Here is a 23,076-nt window from a genome sequence, read left to right as displayed (position 1 = left end):
AACCATTAGTTATTGTTACATTTTAAGCATATTTACGAATGAGCTCTGTAAGTTTCGCTTCCATTTGAGGGATATCATTTACAGACAAATAGACTCTTAATTTCGTCTCATCTGTTTCCATAAGTTCTGAAAGAAAGGAGCCAAAATCTCTTGCTCGACGGTCGACTTCAATGAGTAATTCCACATTACTTTCGTTTTGCTTCATGAAGATTAATTCTATTTCATCCAACCGTCCTCGAAACTCTCCACTAGCAGGAACAAATTCCCACTCTTGAGCAAACGGATATTTATCTCTTAATCTTCTAGGTACTTCCTCGCATACTACTTCTCTTAACCTAAATCCAATATCCTCCATGCTATGTAAAATGGAAGAAGATAATTGATTAGGCTCAACCTTTATAAAGTCTGTGTCGTTAGGATCCATTGCGTTCTTAATATCTCCTGAAGTCTGTAACCAAACCTTTGTTTTTCCGTAAGTCATCGGTGTATCATAAGGTAATTGAAAAGAAAAAGGCACTTCTTTTTCTTCACCTTCTAAAACGGTTATATTTTGTGTAATCAATTGACGACATAGAACTGCTGTTTGTGTGCTTACCCCATTATCATCATTTTCGACATCATATTTACAGCATACTTCTATATATAAATGTTCAATCTGTTGATCTATTTTCCCTCCTCTCACCTCGACTATACCGTTTATTTGCTCTCCTTGCATAAAAGACTCTTTTGAAAGTTTTGTATCCACTTTCGTAGCTCCAATACCTACACTCGCTAACACTTTGGAAAATAAACTCATTTAATCCCATCCTTCATATTATTATTTACCTCTTTAATATTTTAACATGCGATAACCAATACCTACATGCGTTTGGATAAATTTAGATCTTGCTGCTCCCGGTTCCACCTTTCGTCTTAACGTTGCCATAAAAACGCGTAATGAAGCAACATCACTTTGAATATGACTCCCCCATACTTCTTTCAAAATAAAATGGTGGGTCAATACTTTACCAGCATGCTTCGCTAATAAACAAATTAATTTATACTCGATTGGTGTGAGATGAATTTCCTTTCCTGATACATAGACACAGGATGAGCTAAAATCAATCGTTAGCTCGTCATTTGTAAAATGTGATGACGGTATTTCTGTCTGAATCATACTGAGCCTTCTTGTCACCACACGTATCCTAGCCAATAATTCTTCCACGGAAAATGGCTTAGTTAAATAATCATCTGCGCCTCTATCTAACGCCATTATTTTTTCATTCATTTCACTACGGGCACTGATGACAATAATTGGGACAGCAGACCATGTGCGAATTTTCTCGATTACTTCTACACCATCTATATCCGGTAAACCTAAATCAAGGAGTATAATATCTGGATTGATAGTGGCAGCTTTCAAGATGGCTTGCTGCCCATCTGTTACACAACAAAACACATAATGATAGGCTGCTAATGTTGTAGCAATTAACTGTTGAATAGGCAAATCATCTTCGACTACTAGAATCGAGAGCTGGTTTTGATTCATATTTTCTCTTCTCCTGACAGTGGTAAAGTGAAACGAAAGATGCTACCACTTGGGTTATTATCTTTTATGCTCATTGTTCCATCGTGGGCAGTAATAATCGCATGACAAAGGGCTAACCCAATGCCAAGCCCTCTCCTTTGATCGCCTGACGTACGATTTGCGGTATAAAACATATCAAACACCTTCTCTTTTTCACTTTCCTCTATACCAAAACCCTGATCGAGAACTTCCACAACTACATTACTTCCGTTTTTAATCGTCCTAATATCAATGGTAGTATCTATCGGGGAATACTTAAGCGCATTATCTACTAAATTGGTGACAACTTGAATCATCAGTCTCGCATCCATTTTAGCAAATAATAAAGTGGAGTGAGCATGATAGCATACCCTTTCATGGATGTTATTTCCATACATATGATTCAATGTTTCTTCAATGATATCGTCCACACATTCTTCCACCAACTGCAAATGTAGGTGACCGTCTTCCATTCTCGTAATCGAAAGTAGATTTTCGACTAAATTAATAAGCCAAATCGAATCATTGTATATATCTTTGTATAGTGCTTTTCTTTTATCACTTTCTAATAAATGTTCATTTTTTGAGAGAAAATCAGCATGGCCTGAAATGGTTGTTAAAGGTGTGCGAAGGTCATGAGAGATGGAGCGCAATAAATCTGCTCGTAAATGCTCATTTTGCGCTTCGATCGCTGCCTCTTCTCTTTTTCTACTATATAACTCTTTCTCCAATGCCATTCCCGTTTCACCAAGAACGGAAATAAGCAGATTGGCAGCGAAAGGATCTAATCGCTGTCCTCTGAGTGAAATGGCGACAACAGCATAGACAACATTCTTACTTCTGATGGCCATATGGAGACATTTAGCTCCCTGCAAAGTTTGCGTTGATGCGCCTGCCCGTTTATTATTTTTGTACACCCAATGGGCGACAGCTACTTCTTTCTCTTCTAAAAATAATTGCCTTTCTTGATTGTTCATTAAAAATGGCAATGGCTTTAATAAGCCTGATTCGCTAACTGGATAAATAGCGATGTCTTTCTGCAATAATTTTAGCAATTGTTGTCCGGTTGTTTGGATAATTTCTTCACGAGTATTACTTTGCTGTAATCGCTGATTTGCATCTAACAGGATCTTTGTCCGGCTAGCTGTTAGAACTGCTTTTTTCGTCTGCTGGTTAAGCCTTGTTGTTACCGTACTAATAATGAATGAAGCAAGTAACATAAACAGAAAAGTCACTGGATAGCCATTATCATAAGCCATAAATGTAAATGTCGGGTTAGTGAAAAAAAAGTTAAACAACAAAACAGCAAATATAGAGGAAGCAAGACTATACAAACGATGACTTGTGTAAACGGCCGTTATCAATACGCCGAGGATATAGCAAGTAATAATATTAGCCTCACTGAAACCCATTCTTTGGCATATATACCCCACAATTGTTGCCACAATAAGCATGAAAATTGTAAGGGCGCACTCTCGCCATGAAAACGTGAGTTTCTCTTTCTTTCTTTGTGCCGTAAAACGTTTCATAAATTGCTCATGATCAGGAATAATGTATACATCTATATCTGGCGCAAGCACCGTTACTCTCTCCGTAAAGGAAGGGCCCGCTTTGAAAAGTCGTTTTTTTGACTGGCTTCGACCAATTACAATTTTTGATACACCAGCAACTTTTGCATATTCAGCAATTTGATGAGGAATATCCTCCCCATAAACTGTTTCTACTTTAGCACCCAGTTGTTCTGCTAAACGAATATTTTGTATTAATCTTTCACGGTCCTCATTTGCATATTGCCTGTCGCGAGATGTTTCAATATAAAGAGCAATCAGCTCCCCTTTAAATGCCGCTGATAATCTCGCTGCTGTGCGAATAATTCTTGCATTTGAAGGAGACGTTGACAGACAGACGAGAATCGTTTCATCCGCATAATACTGTTGTTCATTAACCGTTGATTTTTCAGCATGCTTTTTTACACGATTAGCTGTTCGCCGCAATGACAACTCTCTAAGGGCTGTTAAGTTCCCTTTTGTAAAAAAATGAGCTAGTGCTCTATTTACATGAGGGGGACGATAGATCTTCCCGTCTTGCATTCTTTGAATCAATTCATCTGGTTCGATATCTACCATCTCTACTTGATCCGCTTCATCAAATACAGAATCAGGTAAAGTTTCTCGGATAGTAACACCTGTAATCATCGTGACAATATCAATCAAACTTTCAATATGCTGGACATTGACCGTTGTGTAAACATTAATCCCTGCAGCAAGTAGTTCATTAATATCTTGATATCTTTTCGTATGGCGGGCTTTCTCTACATTCGTATGGGCTAGCTCATCGACAAGAATAAGTGCGGGCTTTCTCTCTAAAGCACCGTCCAAATCGAAATCGTATACTTTTAAACCGTTATGATTGCTTTCTAGTGGAGGAATCTTTTCCAACCCTTCTAGTAAAGCTAATGTTTCTTCCCTAGCATGCGGCTCAATATAACCACATACGACATCCACACCTTTTCGTTTGGCATCATGGGCTGCTTGTAACATCGCATAAGTTTTACCGACGCCAGCTGCATACCCAAAAAATATTTTCAACTTTCCTCTATCTTGCTTTTCATCATGATGTTGTATCATATGTAAATAATCCTCTGGCTTGGCTCGTTTCATTAGCAAACACCTCAATTTTATCGAAAAAAGGCACTAGAGTATGTGTTCAACTCCAGCAGCCTTTTTCTACAGGTAAATCCTACTTCCGCTTTTGTAACTCTGCGTTTATTGCTGTCACATTGACTGTCGCTTCACCAAATACTGACAGAAACGGTTTTGTCGTATGACGGTCAAATAGCGCTTGTACTTCTTCTTTTGAAAGTTGATTTTCCGTTGCTAACCGGTCCAATTGATAGTTGGCAGCAGCAATCGAAATACTTGGATCAAGCCCACTACCTGAAACAGTCACGAGATCAACCGGTATGGGTTCCTCGCTTTTTGTTGGATGATGTGATTGAATGTAATCAACCCTCTCAACAACAATGGCTTCATATTCATCACTTGCAGGACTGAGGTTGGATGCTACACCGTAAGCTAGTGGATTACCTTCCTCATCTTGATAGGTGCTACTATCGACAATCATTATTCTCCCCCACAAATATTTTTCATCTTGATTAAATTGTGCTAATAAACGACTAGACTGTTCATTTTCTAGTAAACTACCATTCGCTTCCTCATCAAAAAATAATTGTGCATAAGCTGTTACTGTTGCCGTATAGATCACACCACAGACAATTGTAAAGATGAAAAGAAACATCAAAGCTCTTAAACTTTTTTTCATTTTACTACACTCCTCCAATTAATACCAAATACTACTTAAGATGATGTCAATTACTTTAATACAAATAAACGGTGTGACAATGCCACCAAGTCCATAAACGAACAAATTGCTTGAAAGGAGCCGTTGTGATGAAACTTCACGATATTTCACTCCTTTTAGAGCAAGTGGGATTAAAAAGATAATGACAAGCGCATTAAAGATAATCGCCGAAAGAACAGCTGTTTCTGGGCTATGTAGCCCCATGATATTTAACACCGATAATTGCGGATATAGCCCTAAAAACAACGCAGGTACAATGGCAAAGTATTTCGCTAAATCATTGGCCATACTGAATGTTGTTAAACTACCTCGTGTCATTAACAATTGCTTACCAATTTGTACAATATGAATAAGCTTCGTTGGTGAAGAATCTAAATCGACCATATTCCCCGCTTCTTTTGCTGCTTGTGTTCCCGTATTCATTGCAACCGCGACGTCTGCTTGTGCAAGTGCTGGTGCATCATTTGTACCATCTCCAGTCATGGCGACAAGATGGCCTTTTTGCTGATATTCTCTAATCAGTTCTAACTTTGCTTCGGGCGTTGCCTCTGCTAAAAAATCATCCACACCTGCTTCAGCTGCAATGGCTGCTGCTGTTTTGGGGTTATCGCCGGTAATCATAATGGTTTTTACGCCCATTTTTCTTAGGTCAGCAAATTTTTCCTTCACGCCTTCTTTGACGATATCTTTAAGATAGATTACACCGAGCACTTGGTTGCCTTTAGCTACAACTAACGGTGTCCCACCTTTATTAGCTATTTTTTCGACCACTTCCCCGCACTCTCTACTAAATGTGCCAACGTTTTTTACCACATACGCTTTAATCGCTTCAGCTGCCCCTTTTCTAATCTCTATTCCTTCCATACTCACGCCACTCATTCTGGTTTTTGCAGAAAAGGGAATAAAATTAATTTTACTCGTGTCGATATGCTCTGTTCTTATTTGATGTTTTGTTTTGGCAAGGATCACAATACTCCTTCCTTCGGGCGTTTCATCAGCCAAGGAAGAAAGTTGCGCTGCTTCAGCCAATTCATATGATTGTACGCCATCAACTGGAATGAAATCGTCCGCTTGTCTGTTACCGAAAGTAATCGTTCCTGTTTTATCAAGCATGAGGATATCTACATCTCCAGCTGCTTCAATCGCTCTCCCGCTCATCGCCAATACATTCACTCGATTTAAGCGACTCATCCCAGCAATACCAATGGCCGATAATAAGGCGCCAATCGTTGTCGGTGCCAAACAAACTAATAAAGCAACCATTGTAGTGACAGAAACAGGATTATTGATCCCTTGATCTGCTGCGATAAAATGCGTATACGTGTAAAGTGACATTGTGACAAGAATAAACACAAGTGTTAACGCTACAAGAAAGATTTCTAACGCTTTTTCATTCGGTGTTTTTTGCCGATTTGCTCCTTCAACCATCGCAATCATTTGATCTAAGAATCCCTTTCCAGGTTCACTCGTAACGCGAATAATGATATGATCAGAAATAACTGAAGTACTGCCTGTAACGGCACTTCTATCACCGCCACTTTCTCTGATCACTGGTGCAGACTCACCTGTAATCGCACTTTCATCGACAGAAGCGACACCCTCTATTACTTCACCGTCAAGAGGAATCATTTCACCAGCTCTGACAATTACTAAATCACCTTTCTTTAATCGCGTAGAAGGGATAACTTGAATCTCGTTCGCCTTTTCTATCGAAGGAATTTTATTGGCATTGACTTGTTTTTTTGACGAGCGCAATGAATCTGCTTGTGCTTTTCCTCTACCTTCTGCAATCGCTTCTGCAAAATTGGCAAAAAGTACTGTAAACCAGAGAACGATACTAATAAACAATGTATAGCCTGATGGTGCATCTTTTAGTCCGAAATAAGAGATCACGTATAAACCGGTCACTAATATAGCGGATATATAAACAAGTAACATGACCGGGTTTTCTTTTTGCACCTTTGGGTGAAGTTTTTTCACAGCATCAACTATGGCAATTGCCATGATCCTTTTTTCCATTGTATGTTCACTTTTCATCCTTCTACTCCTTATTCATGTATAGTGTTTTTTCACATTGAGAGAAACTCTGCTATCGGGCCAAGGGCCAATGCAGGTAGAAAACTTAATGCCCCCATTAAAATAACAATCAGGATTACCATGAAGATAAATAACGGACTGCTAGTCGATAACGTACCAGATGAAACGGCCACTTTTTTCTTCTCTACCATACTGCCAGCAATCGCTAGAATCGCGATCATTGGTAGATAACGAGCCAATAACATTGTCACACCGAGCGTTATATTTAAAAAAGTTGTATCTGCCGAAAACCCTGCAAACGCTGATCCGTTATTCCCGCCTGCTGAAGTGAAGGCATAAAGAAATTCAGAAAACCCATGTGCACCACCATTATTAAGGCTGTAATGAACACTCGGTATCAGAGCGGCAAATCCACTGCTCGCAAGAATAGAGATGGGCGTTGCCAAACAAATCAGAACAGCCATTTTCATTTCAAATGGAGAGATTTTCTTCCCTAAATATTCTGGTGTGCGTCCAACCATCAACCCAGCGATAAAAACGGTAACAATAATAAAACCGATCATACCGTATAAGCCAGAACCAACACCGCCGAAAATCACTTCTCCTAGTTGAATGAGGATCATCGGAATCATTCCACCTAAAGGTGTATAACTATCAAGCATGGAATTGACCGATCCGTTCGAAGCAGCTGTTGTAAATACGGACCATACAACTGAGGAAACAATTCCGAACCGCGCTTCTTTCCCTTCCATATTTCCTCCACTTTGATCTAACGTAACCGCTGTTAAAACGGCACCATCTTGTTCCAACTGTGGAGTCGCTAAATGTTCATTGATTGCAGATGCACTTAAGAAAAGAATGAGTAGTATGAACATGCTAGCAAAAATCGCATAACCTTGCTTTTTATCACGAATGTTTCTGCCAAATGTAAAAACTAATGCAACCGGAATAAGCAAAATCGATAACATTTGGATAAAATTAGAGACGCTCGTTGGATTCTCAAATGGATGAGCAGAATTCACCCCGAAAAAGCCGCCACCGTTTGTTCCTAATTGTTTAATGGCAATTTGGCTTGCTGCAGGACCAAGCGGAATCAGCTGTTCTTTGATAATGGTCGCCTCTTCCACTACGTCACTGTTTACCGTTACTCTGTCATCGAGAATGGATCCATTGGCAATTACTTCACCATCACCATCAACAGCAAACGGTTCAATAAGCGCTCCAGACGTTGACGCTTGGAATGTTTGCACGACCCCTTGCGAGACGAGCAGACAAGCGATCACTAAAGATAACGGCAAGAGAATATACAAGTGAATCCTTGTCATGTCGACCCAGAAATTTCCTAAGCCTTGATCTTTATCCTTACGGTGTGATAGGCCTCTAATAATCACGAACAAGACAGCGATACCCATGCCAGCAGAAATGAAATTTTGTACCGTCAATCCAAGCGCTTGAGTAAAATAACTCATCGTCGCCTCGCCGCTATATGCTTGCCAGTTTGTGTTAGTGATAAAACTAATCGCCGTATTTAACGCTAAATCCCAGCTTACAGCCTCTTTATTCTCCGGGTTTACCGGTAGTATATTTTGACTGATTTGAATGAGAAATAAGACAACAAAGCCACATGCACTAAGTGCAATAGCATCCTTGGCGTATTGTTTCCAACTTGACTGCGCTGTCGCACTGACTTTTAAAAATCTATATATTAACCTTTCAATAGGCGTGATGACCAGTGAAAGGAATACCCTTTCTCCGTTCATCACTTTACCTATGTATACTCCCAATGGCATAGCGAGTAAAACAAGTATGCCCACATACAATCCATATTCGATGACCATTGCACTCATTGTTTATCTCCTCTTAATAAAATATAAAAATAATAAACGATACACGTACATCCCACTAAACCTAAACACATATTGACAACATTCATTTTCAAAACTCCCTCTTAATAAAAAATAACAAATACGATATTAGGGTAGTGTTAAGGTCAGAGCGGTTTGTATTAAGAAAGTATAAAGAGAGTGAATGATATTCTCGTGTAAGCTTGCTTACAAGGGGAGGAGTACAATGTTTTTTCTAACTAAGGGGTTAGGAAAAAGAAAATCAAACAAAAAATCCGAATGATTAGATGTTAGATACACCTAAACATTCGGATTAATCCTTGAGTTAGCACAGTTTTGTCCCAGTTTCCCTGACATCACCGCTATCGTTTCATCTATATAATGCCTTGCTTTCGCAGTTTTGCAATACTTTCCTCATCCATGCCCAACTGTTCATGCAAGTAAACATCTGTATGTTCTCCTAGTAATGGCGGTGCAAGATCAGTCCTAATATTTAACCCCGAGAAGCGAAGAGGACTTTTCATCATTTTTACTTCTCCTATCACCGGGTGTGCCATTGTTTCTACTGTTTCTCTTGCAAGCACTTGCGGATGGGCTAAGGCTTGCTTAATCGTGTTCACCTTTCCAGCAGGGATGCCGTATTGAGAAAACTGCTCTAACCAATTTTCTGCTGGTTGTGTTTTTAATTTTTCTGCTATAAGTGGAACCAATACTTCTTTATTTTCTAATCGTTTTTCATTTGTTAAAAATCGCTCATCATTGTTCCATTCAGGTTTTTCTAATAGCTTGGATAATTGATGAAATAAATGGTTATTGCCCACACATATCATGAGCGGTTGGTCTTGGCAATCAAAAACTTGATACGGAACTACATTATTATGTTGATTTCCTAAACGTTTGGATTCCATTCCAGTGTTAATATATCCACTGGAAATATTCGCCATATCACTCATTTGCACATCTAATAAAGACAAGTCGATATGCTGGCCGATGCCCGTCTTATCCCTCATTCTTAATGCGGCTAAAAGACCTATAGCGACGTATTTAGAAGTGAGAATATCCGCAATCGGTATTCCTACTTTTGTTGCCTCACCATCTGGTTGGCCGGTCACATCCATTAATCCGCTCATCGCCTGAATAACAGGATCAAAACCTGGTTCTGACTTTAACGGCCCCGTTTGCCCATAACCTGTCACAGAACAAAGTATGATGCCCTTATTGATTTTCTTTAAATCTTCATAATCAATACCAAGCTTTTTCAATGTCCCTGTTTTAAAGTTTTCAAGGACGATATCAGCTTTCGCTACTAACTGCTTAAAAATAGTTAATCCTTCATGAGATTTTAAATTAAGAGTAATAGAACGTTTATTCCGATTGACTGTAAAATAATAGCTGCTGTGACCATTCATAAATGGTCCCCAATCTCGCATGCTATCAGTACCCATAGGTGATTCTATTCTAATTACATCGGCACCTAAATCAGCTAATATCATTGAACCAGCCGGTGCAGCGTAAACTCTTGATAAATCCAATACTCTAATTCCATCCAAGGCTCTATCCACGACTACCTCCCCCCTTCACATCTATTCATTGAAATTTCGGTTTTCTCTTCTCTGTTACCGCTTTTACTCCTTCACGATGATCTTCTAATTCGGTTGTGATTGCCATAAACGAAGAAATCATATCTAATGATGACCTTAGGCTCATTGTTTGATTTTGATAGACAGCTCTTTTAATGAAGCGAATGGCCGTTTGTGGTCCATTTGCTAATTTTTTGGCATAGTTCTCTGTAAAACCTTCCAGCTCATCATCAGCAATTACAAATGTGACCAATCCCATTTCTTTCGCCTCACTAGCCGTCAATACTTTCGCTGTCCAAAGCATATCTAAAGCTTTGTCTATACCAACTATTCTCGGAAGAAAATAAGCAGCACCATCCCCAGGAACTAAGCCGACTTTTGTATAACTTTCGGATAGCTTCGCACCTTCTGCGGCAATGCGGATATCACACATTAATGCCATATCAAGACCTGCCCCAAATGCCGCTCCATTAATTTGTGCAATAACAGGTTGATCAATCTCTTCCAATAATAAAGGAATTCGTTGTACCTTTTTCCATAGAGAATTTTTTCTTGCAAGACCAGTGGTTACACGATCTTCATCAGAGCGATAAAATCCCCTGCCTGCACTCATTTCTTTCATATCCCCACCAGCACAAAAGCCTTTTCCATTTCCTTTAACAATCACAACACGTATATCATTAGAATCTCGCACAGTCTGTAGTGCGTCAATCCATAAATCTAGCATTTCCTCACTAAACGCATTCATTGCATCTGGGCGGTTTAATATAATTTGTGCAATTCCGTCTCTTACCTCAAAATGTAAATCAGACATTCTCTTTACCTCCTTATAAAATGGATTTAACTTCGTGATTATCCACTAATAGTGACCAAATAGTGGCTGGACTGTGTGCTATATATGTGCTTAATTCCCCTTGCCAATAGCGTTCATCTCCAGCTTCATCACGCCACGACCATAACCGTTTTGTTAAATGATGCAGCGTATGTTCATATGTCATCCCAATGGCTCCATGGAGCTGATGAGCGGTCATCGCAATATCACCTGCAACGGAACTCACCTTTATCTTCGTCAACAAGATAAACAACGAATCATTACTACCCTGAAGCATTTCCACTGCATTATTAACAGCAGCTAAGCAAGCAGCGGTTTCTCCTACTAGAAGTGAGATATGTTGCTGCACCGCTTGAAAGCGATATAAATTCCTGCCAAACTGTTTACGCTCACTTGCATAAGACAGGCACTCCTGTACTACTCGTTCACTAATGCCAGCAAGCATCGCCGCTTTAGCCAATGCATACAGTTGCTCTACTATTTTCTTACTCTCACAATCTTCTATTATTTTGATGGCTGAACCTCCAATATGAATGTCATGAAAAATCAAGGAATCACGTGGTTCACCGGCTAGATTCACCTCTTCATGTATCTTGGACTCGTTTACTGGTACGAGGACCATCATCCACTCGTTTTGACATTTGGCGAGGGCAACGATTTCTTTTGCTACCCTTCCCCAAGGTACGTTCAAAGCCTCTCCGCTTATAATATAGTTGCCGTTATGTTTCCTAACTTCCAAAGGTTTTTGTTCATTAAAATAGAAAGATAACGGTTGATCATGATGGATCTTTATCCCGTACTGTGACAGAATCCATTTACTAATTAAAGTTTCAGGTAAAGGTAGAGGAATTGGGTATTGACCAACTAATCTAATAACTGTAAAACCATCTTCATAATCTCCGCCAACTCCCCCATATGCTTCCGGTATATTTACTCCTGTTAGACCCATGTCATTTAAGGATGCCCATAACTCATCATCAAATAACCCCTTTTGTCCCTTTTCAAGTAAGTCCTGTGTAGATTGTTTCTTCAAAAATTTACTGGCCGAATCATAAATATACTCTTTTATTTCACTCATTCTGATACAACCCCTTTGGCAATCATTCCTCGTAAGATTTCCGTTGTTCCCCCTCTTAGAGTGAAACCTGGTCCATGCAAAATAGATTGTGTATACAGCTCAACGATAGGCCTACTATTTAATAAATCAGGGTGTTTAGACAATACTAGCCTCACCGTCTCTGCCACTTTTGTTTCAAAAGTTGTTCCTCTATCTTTAACAAGTGAGGCAATAAATGAAACATCCTTCCCCTCGTCAAGATACTTTGCCACACCAATAGATAAATTTCTAATGCTCCATAGCTCTGGAAGGAGCGAGAGCATTTCTGTTAATCCTTCTCGATCATTTATCCTTTTTAGTTCATCAATTACACCTGAAAATAATGGGTATGTACTGAGTATTCTCTCTGGTCCGCTTCTTTCATAAGCAAGTTCTGCCATTCCTTGTTTCCAACCATTCCCGACTTGACCGACCACTTGTTCATCTGGAACGAAAACGTTTTCAAAAAATACCTCATTAAAATGATGCTCACCTGTTAAAAAAGTGATTGGGCGAATGGTCACACCGTTAACATGTAAATCAACAATTAACTGACTCATACCATCATGGCGATTTTCTCCATCTTCTGGTGATGTACGACATAGCACGACCATATAGTGAGCGATATGAGCACCACTTGACCATATCTTTGAACCAGTGAGTAGCCAGCCACCATCCGTTCGTACTGCTCGGGTTTTGATAGCAGCTAAATCAGAGCCAGCATTCGGTTCACTTAAACCTATAGCAAAGAAGCATTCACCTTTTGTGATTTGCGGTAAAAAAGTCTTTTTTTGATTTTCCGTCCCATATTTAAGAAGCAATGGCCCCGTTTGTCTATCAGCAAACCAATGAGCAGCAACGGGTGCACCTGCTACAAGCAATTCCTCTGTTAAAATATACCTTTCAATGGCGCTCTTTTCACTTCCACCATATGCCTGCGGCCATGTCATTCCAATCCAACCTTTATCACCTAGCTTTTTCGAAAAAGTAGATGATTCTCCACTTAGCCATGAATCACATGCAGGTGTAAAATGCCCGGATTGTATTTCTTCTCTTAAAAATGTACGGACTTCATTTCTAAATGACTGCTGATCAGATGTCAATTGAACAGTTGGCACTTCTAATTTAACCAATACTTTTCACCCTCTCATTTTATCGGTATTCGATACTATATATCTATATATAATATTTTATTTAAAATATTCTTTTTTGTCAATTTTAAATATTTAGAATATTTATTGAGTAATTCAGTGTTTTAAACCTAAAAAAGAGCATCTAGGAACTGTCTCCCAAATGCTCTTTTAAATCCAATGACTATAATGCCGTCTTTGCACCCAAATATTTCGGTTTCCAATAACTTGAAGACATATCTGCAATTGTTACACCTGTGCTTGTTCCAGCATGAATAAATTGATTGTTGCCTAAATAAATACCGGCATGTGATGGTCCTTTTTTATACGTTTCAAAGAAAACAATATCACCTGGTTGTGGAGATGAAACAGATGTAGTCGCTTGCCAAATCGTTTCCACTGTTCGTGGAATGGAAACACCAATTTGATTAAAAACATATTTTAGAAATCCACTACAGTCAAACCCTGAAGATGGTGAATTCCCTCCCCAAGTATAAGGAACACCGATATGTTTTTTCGCTTCTTTTATTAATTGATTTACCTGTGACTGTTGGTTATTACTAGTTTGATTTCCACCAGCCGAGGAGTTAGATGAACTCACTTTTAAAACCTGACCTGGACGGATCACATCCGTTGTTAAGTTATTTATATTTTTTAACTGCGCTACTGATAACTGATGTTTTGAGGCAATTAACCAGAGACTATCACCTGATTGCACTGTATAAGTTGATTGGTTTGTATTAGGGGTTGAAGGTGCTCCCCCTGAACTCACCTTTAGCTTTAATTTCTGACCTGGATATATCCTATCGGAACTCAGCCCATTGATGTTTTTTAAATCAATGACAGAGATGCCATGTTGTTGTGCAATTTTCCAAAGTGAGTCTCCACTTTTGACAGTATAGGTACTTGTTTGTTCTGTCCCATTAACCTTCAGCTTTTGACCAACAACAATTGTAGAACTCTTTAACTGATTCCATTCCATTAATTGATTGATGGAAAGATTATATGTATTAGACAATTTCCATAAAGTATCACCTGATTGCACTGTATGTGTTTGCGCTGCTCCAACTTCTGCATATGTTGCCGCAAAAAGAGTAGTAGCCGCTGCTATTGACACGAGTTGTTTTTTCATCACTTTGTACACTCCTAATCTATCATTATCTCATTCATGATAGTGGTCATACGATGAAAAACAAACCGTGAAAAACATGGTTTATATGTAATATAATGACAGTTTAAAAGAAAATACATACTAAACTTCCAATATCATCCACAATAAACAGTTCTTTATCACTAAAATAAAATGTAACACAAAAGAAAATAGTTGCATTTTATTTGTCCATTTTGTGACACCTATGGAAAAATGGGCCGATGTAATCAACTAATTGTTTTTCTTTTCTCTAGAGGGTCTTTCCTCCTATTCTTAAATGGGAGATACATAAGTACAAATAACAATACTGCTACAGCTTCAAGAACAAAAATGTAATAAGGATAGGGTCCAAAAAAGTCGAGCACAGAACCCGTCGCTGGTTTTCGGGAAAGAAACATATAATTTCCACCCGTAACATAGTTAATAACAGCCGCTATAATTGCAAATATATTAAGTGAAATAAACGCATTTACAACCCCTTTACTTGATGGAGAGTACTTGAAGGTAAATATATAAAGTAGAGCTGTCCATACGATGATCATATGGATAAAGAAAAATTGAAAATAACGAAAATGAGGGTATCCGAAAAACAATTCTGGCGTCAAGATAGCCATGGTCGCTCCCGCAATACCAATATAATAAGTTAATTGAAAGAACAAACGTTTTTGTAAAATAAGTAATAGCAAACAAAGCAGCACACTAATCGAGCATAAGTGAAGAGGCAAAGCAAATGATACATCCCACTTTCCACCTATCCATAACCAATAGTGATAACTTCCTTCTAAAACGAGTAAGAGGAATGAAAATATTACTCTTAACATCGTTTTATGTCCGGCTAACCTTTTTCTCTTGAAATATAAGAAGAAGGATCCTAATAAAAAAAGGACCACCATTACAAGGTGTGAAGTAGAAAATATCTCAAAGGAGTAGTTGCTATGATTTGGCTCAAATAGTTGCATAACATTCCTCCAATCTATGTATCTAATTGTCCCTTATTGTTCTATTACAAAGATTGTAGCAGCAGCAACCATTCACAATGATATGGAGAAGAACAAATCATGCCATAGACACGTTATTTATTCTTCTCCAATATCATGTCCTTATAGTTAGGTCATGTTAATCTTCACTCACTTTAACCAGTTGTTTACCTAAATTATCCCCCTTAAATAAGCCAATAAATGCATGAGGAGCATTTTCTAAACCTTCCACAATATTTTCCCGATATTGAAGCTTTCCTGAATTAACCCATTCTCCAAGTTGCTTCAATCCTTCTTCGTGATTATCTGCATAATCACCAACAATGAATCCCTTCATTAATGCACTTTTTTGTACCAATAACCCTTGTATTCTCGGGCCGTGCTCTACTTCTGTCGCATTATAGGAGGAGATTTGTCCACAAAGAATAATCCTTGCTTTGTAATTAATTCTTTTTATTACTTCATCGGAAATTTCTCCACCTACATTATCAAAGTAAATATCGACGCCATCGGGTGTATATTCTTTAACCTTTTCCTTTATATTATCAGTTTTATAATTGATGACTTCATCAAAATGTAGCTCATCTTTTAAATATTGGCATTTTTCTTCCGTTCCAGCGATTCCAATCACTTTACAGCCTTTTAATTTTGCTATTTGCCCAACCGTTGAACCAACGGCACCTGCTGCTCCAGAGACCACAACCGTCTCTCCCTCTTTAGGCTCACCTATATCTAATAATCCAAAATAAGCTGTTAACCCTGGCATTCCCACAATACCTAATGCAGTTGATATAGGAGCTATAGAAGGATCTAATTTACGTATTTGATGACTTTTAGCTACATTATAATCAGACCAGCCAAGCCGCCCTTCCACATAGTCACCCTCTTTAAAATTACCATCCTTTGATTCAATTACTTGACCTACAATTCCACCAGATAACACTTCATTTAATGCAAATGGCTCAATATATGATTTTCGCCCACTCATCCTGCCTCTCATATATGGATCAACAGAAAGGTAAATGGTTTGTATTAATACCTCCCCTGCATTTAAACGAGGAACCTCTCCACTCTCTACTAATTCAAAATTTTTATCACTTGGCATTCCGTTTGGTCTTTCGACTAGTAGAATACTTCGATTACCCATTTTATCCCTCCATTTTATACTTTCTACTTCTCTATACCCTTATCAATTAAGGTAAAACAAAAGATAGGACGTCTGTGAATTTTCTTCACTCACAGACGTCCACTTTTTATTCTACATCTACTTCTTCAAACTCACCGTCTTTAATTACACCCATTCTGATAAAGTTTTCGATTGCCCCATTTTCTTCAATATGTTTCAAATCATATACTTTTTTATCATCTGGTAAATTAGTTAATCCATCTTCTATATGTTCCCGTATAAGCTTAGCATCATCAACAGATCCCGCTGCTTTCATTGCCTCTACAAATACATACATTGCTAAATAGTGATACCCTGCTTCAGAACCTGGGTCTTTGTCATGCTTTTCACGATACTTATCAATAAAAGCCTTTGTTCCAGAATATTCTGTATATATAAGCGGAACAACACCTATTGCTCCTTCTAATACATCATATGAACCTGTCACATTTTTCATTTCATCCAATTTCGCTTGGTCCATCACGATAAAACCTCCGTCATATCCAAGCTGTCTTGCCTGTGATACGATTTTAGCAGTAGGTTCTGAAGGTCCACCAATGAAGAGGACATCTGGCTCTTCTTTTAATGCATTCGTTAAAAGAGTAAAAAAGTCGGTATCTTTTGAGTAATCAACTGAAGCTTTATGAACCACTTCTCCTCCTGCACTTTCCCAGTATGGAATAATCGCTTCAGCCCAATCTTTTCCATATTGCGTAACAGGTGGAATAGCTGCTAATTTTTTTCCGAAATTATCCATCGCATAATCGGAGAATGGCTCAATATATCCTTCATAGCTCGGCGGTATTCTAACAGTTAATGTATTCCCACGCTCAACAATATCTGGTTCACTCGAATAGGCTGATACGATGAAATTATCCACTTCGTTAAATACTTGTAACGCTGAGATGCCACCGCTATGTGGCGAGAATATAATTGGTGTTTGGTTTTCTTGAACTAAGCGCTTTCCATTTGATGCTGTTTCATTAGGTAAATATTTATCATCCAAGGCAACAACATTCAGTTTGTATTTATCACCATTTACTTCAAAACCTTCTTTATTAATATCCTCTACTGCCATCTTCAAACCATTTAATGTATTTTCACCATAATAAGCAGCAGCACCACTCAATGGACCACTATAACCAATATTGACAACTTTCTCACCATTGCCACCACTTGATTGTGCACAAGCTGAAAGAAAAAAGATAGTGAATACGACTAAAACACTTAACCATTTCCGCTTTTTCATAAAACTCTCCCCCTTAATGATTATTACTTATGCACCAATATAAGCCTTTCTTACCTCTTGGTTTGATAAAAGCTCATCCGCAGTCCCTTGCAATGCAATCTGCCCATTTTCAAACACATAACCTTTCTTCGCAATACTTAACGCTGCAAATGCATTTTGTTCTGCTAAAAGAATGGTTGTTCCTTCTTGATTAATATTTTTAATGCTTTCAAACATTTGTTCAACAATAAGTGGTGCTAGCCCAATGGAAGGTTCATCAAGTAACATTAACTTCGGTTTAGCCATATAAGCTCTGCCGATTGCAAGCATTTGCTGTTGTCCACCACTTAGTAAACCTGCTGCTTCATTTCTTTTCTCGTAAAGAATCGGAAAAAGCTCGAACACATCATTTAATGATTGTTTCAATTGCGCTTTACGCTTACGATGAATATAACCACCCATCATTAGATTTTGTTCTACGTTCATATAAGGAAACAATTTACGGTCTTCGGCACATTGGACAATCCCCATTTGTACAATCTTTTCAGGTGCCGTTTGATGAATAGGTACATCGTTAAAAAGTATCTTGCCTGAAGTTGCTTTTAATAGACCACTAATTGTTTTGAAAGTCGTGCTTTTCCCTGCTCCATTCGCCCCTAATAAAACAACAATCTCGCCTTCCACCACATCAATATTAATATCTTTAATACTTAAATATTTTCCATATTTAGCAGAAACCCCATCTATTTTAAGCACTCACCGTCCCTCCTAAATAGGCTTTGATGACCTCTTCATTTTTTTGAATCTCTGCTGGTGTTCCTTCCGCAATCTTTTCTCCATAGTTCAACACCATAATATGATGCGCCAACTGCATAATCATCGGCATCTTATGCTCAATAAGACAAATCGTTAAGCCTTTATCCGCCATTTTTTGGATTAATTTTGCCATTTCATCTGTTTCATCAGGATTGACCCCAGCTGTTGGTTCATCGAGAAAAACGATCTCAGGATCAGTAGCAAGTGCTAATGCGAAAGCAACACGTTTCTTCTCTTCTTGAGAAATATTTGTTACTAGTTGATCACTTACATGTGATAAGCCAACGAAATCTAAAGATTCCTCTGCTTTGGCGATACATTGTTGTTCTTCTTCTTTTAGTCTTCTCGTCCGAAAGATACTATCAAACAGATTCGATTTCGTTCGCAAGCGATGGCCGACGATTACATTGTCTTTCACCGTCGACATTTCAAATAAGTGTGTACTTTGAAATGTCCTTGCCACACCTAGCTTTGCTATCACATTCGCTGGTTGTCTAGTAATCTCTTCATTTTTATAGATAATCGTTCCTTCGGTCGGTTCGTGCACACCTGTAATCAAGTTAAAGAATGTACTTTTCCCCGCACCATTAGGGCCAATGATGGCGTTGATCTTCCCTTGTTGTACGGAATAATCCACTGACTTCACTGCTACATTTCCACCAAAACGCTTCGTTAAGCCTTTAACCTCCAGCATTTGTCTCCTCCTCCCTGTTTTTGTAAGCAAGAGATTCTTGTTTTTTCCGTTTTCTTTGATACAACTGCATTTGAATAAACCCAACAATTCCTCTAGGAGAAAAGATGATGAGTAATGTCAGTAATGGACCAAATATGAGCATCCGATAATCTTGTAAGAATTGTAGATTTTGCGAAATGATTACGATAAGAAATGTCCCTACAATCGGACCAGCAAATGTACCAATTCCACCAACAATCATATAAGTAAGCAAATCAAATGTGATCGTTGTATAAGCTATTTCTGGACCGATGAAACGGATAAAACCTGCATACATCGCTCCTGCCAAACCAGCAAAAAAAGTTGAAAGTACAAAGGCAAGAAGTTTATTACGTTTAGTTGAAATACCAAGTGATAACGCTAAATCTTCACTATTACGAATAGCGATAAATGTTCTCCCAGTTAGGGAATGCACGATACGATAAATGACAGCCACAACGAGAAGAAAAATGAAAAACGCTAAATAATATTGAGCTGTTGGCGATTGAAAAGTGATTGGACCGATTGCCTCTGGCAAAGGGATACCAATTAGACCTCTTACGCCACCAGTTAGACCTTCCCACTTATCAATCACTAGGTAAATAATATAGCCTACACAAAGGGTGTATATAGCAAAGAAGTGTTCTTTCGTTCTTAAGGCAAACAGCCCGATGATTAACCCAATGAACATCGTTACCAATGGAGCTAACAAAAAGCTTAACCAAAAACCCATCTCAAGTTTAACGGTAAGAATGCCGATAACATACGCCCCAATTGCAAAGAAACCACCATGAGCTAAAGATAAGTAACCTGTATAACCCGCAAGTAAATTCAAGCCATAAACTGCGATGGTCCAAATAAAAGCCAAAGTCATAATATGAAGATAATAAAGATTCGGGATAATGAAAGGGAAAACGATTCCGAGAACGATGAGCAAAGATATAATTACTTTCTTGTTTGTTAGAACATTCATTCTATACGCCTCCTTTAGAGAAAATTCCTTGAGGCTTAATCGATAGAATAAGAATTAATAATACAAAAGCGATGATGTCTTTATAATCTGCAGAAAGATAGGTTGCGCCTAAACTTTCCGTGAACCCTAGAATATATCCACCTAATATGGCTCCTGGAATACTGCCCATTCCACCGATGATGATAATGACAAAAGCTTTTAGGATTACCAGATGTCCCATTCCAGGAAAGACGAGGTTAATTGGTGACGTAAGTGAAGCACCAATTGCCGCCAGAGCACCAGCAATAAAAAAAGTGAGGATCGCTACTTTATGTGTGTTGATACCTACTAATTGCGCCCCTTCTCTATTTTGGGCCATTGCAATGATTGTCCTACCCGTAAATGTTTTCTTTAAGAACCAGTAAAGCAAAATCATCACGGCAATTGCTGCGAATACAATGAGTATTCTTTGCAATGTCAGTGTGAGACCAAACACTTCCACCACCTGCCCAAAAGGTGTTGACATTTGGCGATAGTCCGCTCCCCATATAAACTGTGCTAATGCTTCAAGAAAAAGTAAAATACCGATGGCAGCCACTTTATCTTGAATAGGAGGAGAGTGTCTTAAAGGATAGAACACAAGTCTCTCCATTAAGACACTTAATAGTCCGACTACACAAATGGAAACAACCATTGCGAGAATATAGTGTAAACCTGCTTCAGTCATCATAATTAAAGTGATATATCCACCTACCATGTACAGAGCACCGTGAGCGAAATTTGGAATATGGAGAATGCCGTATACTAAAGTGAGCCCTAAAGCTACTAGGGCATAGACACTCCCAATTGTTAATCCATTAAACAATTGTTGCATTAAAAGTTCCATCATTTTCCCCCTTTTTCACGTCAGTAGAAGATTAGACTTTTTGTTGATTCAATTTCGATTCTTCTTCTTCTTTCAGTTTACGCCATAATATTTTCCCGCTAGATGTCATTGGGAAAGACTCTCTAAACTCAACCACTTTCGGAACTTTATAGGCAGCCATATGCTCTTTAGCCCATTGAATAATCTCTTCAGCAGATGTCTTTCCTTTACTGTCTTCATTTAATATTACGAAGGCTTTTGCTGCTTCTCCTCGTCTCGGATCAGGAATCCCCACGACACAAGCCTGTTGAATCGCAGAGTGACGATATAGAATCGACTCCACCTCTGTCGGCCAAATCTTATAACCTGAAGAATTAATCATTCTTTTAACACGATCAACAATAAAGAAATAACCCTCTTCATCTACTTTTCCTAAATCACCTGTTCTAAAAAATTGTTTTCCTTCTATAGTAATAAAAGCGCTTTCATTTTCTTCCGGACGATTATAGTAACCTTTCATTACTTGGTGACCATGAATGATGATTTCACCAACCTCATCGATACCCAATTCTTCATTTGTAATAGGATCTATGATTCTAGCATCCACATCGAAGAAGGGAATGCCTAAACATTGCATTTTCGGATGATCTGTTGGATTTGAATGGGTTTGTGCAATTGTTTCGGTCAAGCCATACCCTTCTAAAAAAGTTAATCCAGTTAATTTCTCTAATTTCTGACCAACTGCTTCCGGCAAAGTAGCGCCACCACCGGAAATGCCAATAAGTGAAGCTATACGATCAGCTGTTAATTTAGGATTAGAAATAAAATCAATTAACATCGTACTTATAGCTGTCCAATTACTACACTGCTTTCTCTCAATAAGTTGTAATGCCGTATCTTTATTCCATCTAGTCATAATGACCATGGTACTTCCAGCATAAATGGGTACATGCATACTTTGCACCATTCCGGTCACATGGAAAAATGGCAAAGAAGATAAAATGACATTGCTACTTGAAATCCTCCCCCATAAAGCACCACCAACGGTATTGGCTTGAACAGAATAATTCGTATGCATACAGCCTTTTGGTACACCGGTTGTTCCTGAAGTGTAAGGAAGGACGATTAAATCATCCTGTTTGCTCGTATAATAAGGAACGATTTCTCTCATCTTTATAGCGTCATCCCACCGGAAATGATCTTGCTCTTCTGTCCATTCTTTTCGTGGTTCTGCAACTACATCTGGTCTATCTATGTTATCTTGTGGGTCAATATAATCTGAATAGGAGGCAATAAGTAGGTGTTTCAAAGAAGTCTGTTCAATAAGTGGTTTTACAATAGGTTGTAATTCTTGACCGATAACTGCTGTTTCAATTTGACAATCATTAATATAAAATGCTAACTCACTCGTAACAAGCATTGGGTTAATCGGAACGACGACTGCGCCGATTCTCATAATGCTATAGAAGCTAATGACAAACTGTGGAGAATTCTGCATAAAGAGCAGGACTTTATCTCCTTTTTTTACCTGTAATTCCGTTTGAAGATAACTAGAAACACTCTTCACTTCGTCTAATAATTGCTTAAAGCTTATTTCATTTCCATAATAATGGATAGCCTCTCGCGAAGGATATTGAAGTGCTGAGAATTCCAAGTTTTGGTAAACTGAAGTTTCTGGAACAATCAATTTTTTTGGAAGCTTTGGCCAGTGATCAAAATGTCTTGTTTGCATTAATTTAATCTCCTCCTTAACTTTTTAGAATAGCTCATAGAGGTGTCATATTTA

19 protein-coding genes are annotated in these 23,076 nt (G+C 38.4%); all 19 read right to left on the bottom strand.

Features of this window, described 5'->3' with window-relative positions:
- Positions 1–22: 22 nt before the first annotated feature.
- Positions 23–796 (bottom strand): sporulation protein, encoded by a 774-nt coding sequence (locus tag LCM23_RS07215; protein WP_224936325.1) that lies wholly within the window; start codon positions 794–796, stop codon positions 23–25.
- Positions 797–829: 33 nt separating this feature from the next.
- Positions 830–1,528 (bottom strand): response regulator, encoded by a 699-nt coding sequence (locus LCM23_RS07210; RefSeq protein ID WP_224936324.1) that lies wholly within the window; start codon positions 1,526–1,528, stop codon positions 830–832.
- The gene (locus LCM23_RS07205; protein ID WP_224936323.1) at positions 1,525–4,206 is read right to left on the bottom strand and encodes a sensor histidine kinase; all 2,682 of its coding nucleotides are present in this window, start codon (positions 4,204–4,206) and stop codon (positions 1,525–1,527) included. Before LCM23_RS07205 ends, LCM23_RS07210 begins: the two co-directional genes overlap by 4 nt.
- A gap of 79 nt (positions 4,207–4,285) precedes the next feature.
- A complete protein-coding gene (locus LCM23_RS07200) occupies positions 4,286–4,867 on the bottom strand; it encodes a potassium-transporting ATPase subunit C (protein ID WP_224936322.1) in 582 nt (193 codons plus the stop codon).
- Between the two features lie 18 nt (positions 4,868–4,885).
- Positions 4,886–6,943 (bottom strand): potassium-transporting ATPase subunit KdpB, encoded by a 2,058-nt coding sequence (gene kdpB / locus LCM23_RS07195; RefSeq protein WP_263624161.1) that lies wholly within the window; start codon positions 6,941–6,943, stop codon positions 4,886–4,888.
- 32 nt (positions 6,944–6,975) lie between these two features.
- Positions 6,976–8,790, bottom strand: coding sequence for a potassium-transporting ATPase subunit KdpA (gene kdpA / locus LCM23_RS07190; protein WP_224936321.1), 1,815 nt, complete (start codon positions 8,788–8,790; stop codon positions 6,976–6,978).
- Positions 8,791–9,161: 371 nt separating this feature from the next.
- Positions 9,162–10,349: a CaiB/BaiF CoA transferase family protein gene (locus LCM23_RS07185; protein ID WP_224936320.1), complete on the bottom strand. Its 1,188-nt coding sequence runs from the start codon at positions 10,347–10,349 to the stop codon at positions 9,162–9,164.
- A gap of 25 nt (positions 10,350–10,374) precedes the next feature.
- Complete coding sequence (locus tag LCM23_RS07180; RefSeq protein WP_224936319.1) at positions 10,375–11,181, bottom strand: enoyl-CoA hydratase/isomerase family protein; 807 nt, start codon at positions 11,179–11,181, stop codon at positions 10,375–10,377.
- Between the two features lie 13 nt (positions 11,182–11,194).
- Positions 11,195–12,277: an acyl-CoA dehydrogenase family protein gene (locus LCM23_RS07175; RefSeq protein ID WP_224936318.1), complete on the bottom strand. Its 1,083-nt coding sequence runs from the start codon at positions 12,275–12,277 to the stop codon at positions 11,195–11,197.
- Complete coding sequence (locus tag LCM23_RS07170; RefSeq protein WP_224936317.1) at positions 12,274–13,428, bottom strand: acyl-CoA dehydrogenase family protein; 1,155 nt, start codon at positions 13,426–13,428, stop codon at positions 12,274–12,276. The genes LCM23_RS07175 and LCM23_RS07170 overlap by 4 nt, the downstream gene beginning before the upstream one ends.
- Positions 13,429–13,609: 181 nt before the next feature.
- A complete protein-coding gene (locus LCM23_RS07165; protein WP_224936643.1) occupies positions 13,610–14,557 on the bottom strand; it encodes a C40 family peptidase in 948 nt (315 codons plus the stop codon).
- Positions 14,558–14,802: 245 nt separating this feature from the next.
- The gene (locus LCM23_RS07160; RefSeq protein ID WP_224936316.1) at positions 14,803–15,534 is read right to left on the bottom strand and encodes a YwaF family protein; all 732 of its coding nucleotides are present in this window, start codon (positions 15,532–15,534) and stop codon (positions 14,803–14,805) included.
- 157 nt (positions 15,535–15,691) lie between these two features.
- Positions 15,692–16,699 (bottom strand): NADP-dependent oxidoreductase, encoded by a 1,008-nt coding sequence (locus tag LCM23_RS07155; RefSeq protein ID WP_224936315.1) that lies wholly within the window; start codon positions 16,697–16,699, stop codon positions 15,692–15,694.
- Between the two features lie 106 nt (positions 16,700–16,805).
- On the bottom strand, positions 16,806–17,966 hold the full coding sequence (locus LCM23_RS07150) for an ABC transporter substrate-binding protein (RefSeq protein ID WP_224936314.1): 1,161 nt from the start codon (positions 17,964–17,966) through the stop codon (positions 16,806–16,808).
- A gap of 27 nt (positions 17,967–17,993) precedes the next feature.
- A complete protein-coding gene (locus tag LCM23_RS07145; protein ID WP_224936313.1) occupies positions 17,994–18,701 on the bottom strand; it encodes an ABC transporter ATP-binding protein in 708 nt (235 codons plus the stop codon).
- Entirely contained in the window at positions 18,694–19,455 is a 762-nt protein-coding gene (locus LCM23_RS07140; RefSeq protein WP_224936312.1) for an ABC transporter ATP-binding protein, read from the bottom strand. The genes LCM23_RS07145 and LCM23_RS07140 overlap by 8 nt, the downstream gene beginning before the upstream one ends.
- Positions 19,442–20,446, bottom strand: a complete 1,005-nt coding sequence (locus LCM23_RS07135) for a branched-chain amino acid ABC transporter permease (protein ID WP_224936311.1) — start codon at positions 20,444–20,446, stop codon at positions 19,442–19,444. The genes LCM23_RS07140 and LCM23_RS07135 overlap by 14 nt, the downstream gene beginning before the upstream one ends.
- Position 20,447: 1 nt before the next feature.
- A complete protein-coding gene (locus tag LCM23_RS07130; protein ID WP_095373424.1) occupies positions 20,448–21,311 on the bottom strand; it encodes a branched-chain amino acid ABC transporter permease in 864 nt (287 codons plus the stop codon).
- Positions 21,312–21,342: 31 nt separating this feature from the next.
- Positions 21,343–23,022, bottom strand: coding sequence for a long-chain-fatty-acid--CoA ligase (locus LCM23_RS07125; RefSeq protein ID WP_224936310.1), 1,680 nt, complete (start codon positions 23,020–23,022; stop codon positions 21,343–21,345).
- Between the last annotated feature and the right edge of the window lie 54 nt (positions 23,023–23,076).

Source organism: Cytobacillus kochii (assembly GCF_020171845.1).
GTDB lineage: Bacteria > Bacillota > Bacilli > Bacillales > Cytobacillaceae > Cytobacillus > Cytobacillus kochii.
The sequence above is the reverse complement of the archived record's forward strand: the minus strand, read 5'-3'. Positions and strand labels throughout refer to the sequence as shown.

Bases quoted from the DNA above. Each gene is read 5' to 3' on its own strand.
- LCM23_RS07215 (WP_224936325.1), bottom strand. From the start codon at position 796: ATGAGTTTATTTTCCAAAGTGTTAGCGAGTGTAGGTATTGGAGCTACG.
- LCM23_RS07210 (WP_224936324.1), bottom strand. From the start codon at position 1,528: ATGAATCAAAACCAGCTCTCGATTCTAGTAGTCGAAGATGATTTGCCT.
- LCM23_RS07205 (WP_224936323.1), bottom strand. From the start codon at position 4,206: ATGAAACGAGCCAAGCCAGAGGATTATTTACATATGATACAACATCAT.
- LCM23_RS07200 (WP_224936322.1), bottom strand. From the start codon at position 4,867: ATGAAAAAAAGTTTAAGAGCTTTGATGTTTCTTTTCATCTTTACAATT.
- kdpB (WP_263624161.1), bottom strand. From the start codon at position 6,943: ATGAAAAGTGAACATACAATGGAAAAAAGGATCATGGCAATTGCCATA.
- kdpA (WP_224936321.1), bottom strand. From the start codon at position 8,790: ATGAGTGCAATGGTCATCGAATATGGATTGTATGTGGGCATACTTGTT.
- LCM23_RS07180 (WP_224936319.1), bottom strand. From the start codon at position 11,181: ATGTCTGATTTACATTTTGAGGTAAGAGACGGAATTGCACAAATTATA.
- LCM23_RS07175 (WP_224936318.1), bottom strand. From the start codon at position 12,277: ATGAGTGAAATAAAAGAGTATATTTATGATTCGGCCAGTAAATTTTTG.
- LCM23_RS07165 (WP_224936643.1), bottom strand. From the start codon at position 14,557: ATGAAAAAACAACTCGTGTCAATAGCAGCGGCTACTACTCTTTTTGCG.
- LCM23_RS07160 (WP_224936316.1), bottom strand. From the start codon at position 15,534: ATGCAACTATTTGAGCCAAATCATAGCAACTACTCCTTTGAGATATTT.
- LCM23_RS07155 (WP_224936315.1), bottom strand. From the start codon at position 16,699: ATGGGTAATCGAAGTATTCTACTAGTCGAAAGACCAAACGGAATGCCA.
- LCM23_RS07150 (WP_224936314.1), bottom strand. From the start codon at position 17,966: ATGAAAAAGCGGAAATGGTTAAGTGTTTTAGTCGTATTCACTATCTTT.
- LCM23_RS07140 (WP_224936312.1), bottom strand. From the start codon at position 19,455: ATGCTGGAGGTTAAAGGCTTAACGAAGCGTTTTGGTGGAAATGTAGCA.
- LCM23_RS07135 (WP_224936311.1), bottom strand. From the start codon at position 20,446: ATGAATGTTCTAACAAACAAGAAAGTAATTATATCTTTGCTCATCGTT.
- LCM23_RS07130 (WP_095373424.1), bottom strand. From the start codon at position 21,311: ATGGAACTTTTAATGCAACAATTGTTTAATGGATTAACAATTGGGAGT.
- LCM23_RS07125 (WP_224936310.1), bottom strand. From the start codon at position 23,022: ATGCAAACAAGACATTTTGATCACTGGCCAAAGCTTCCAAAAAAATTG.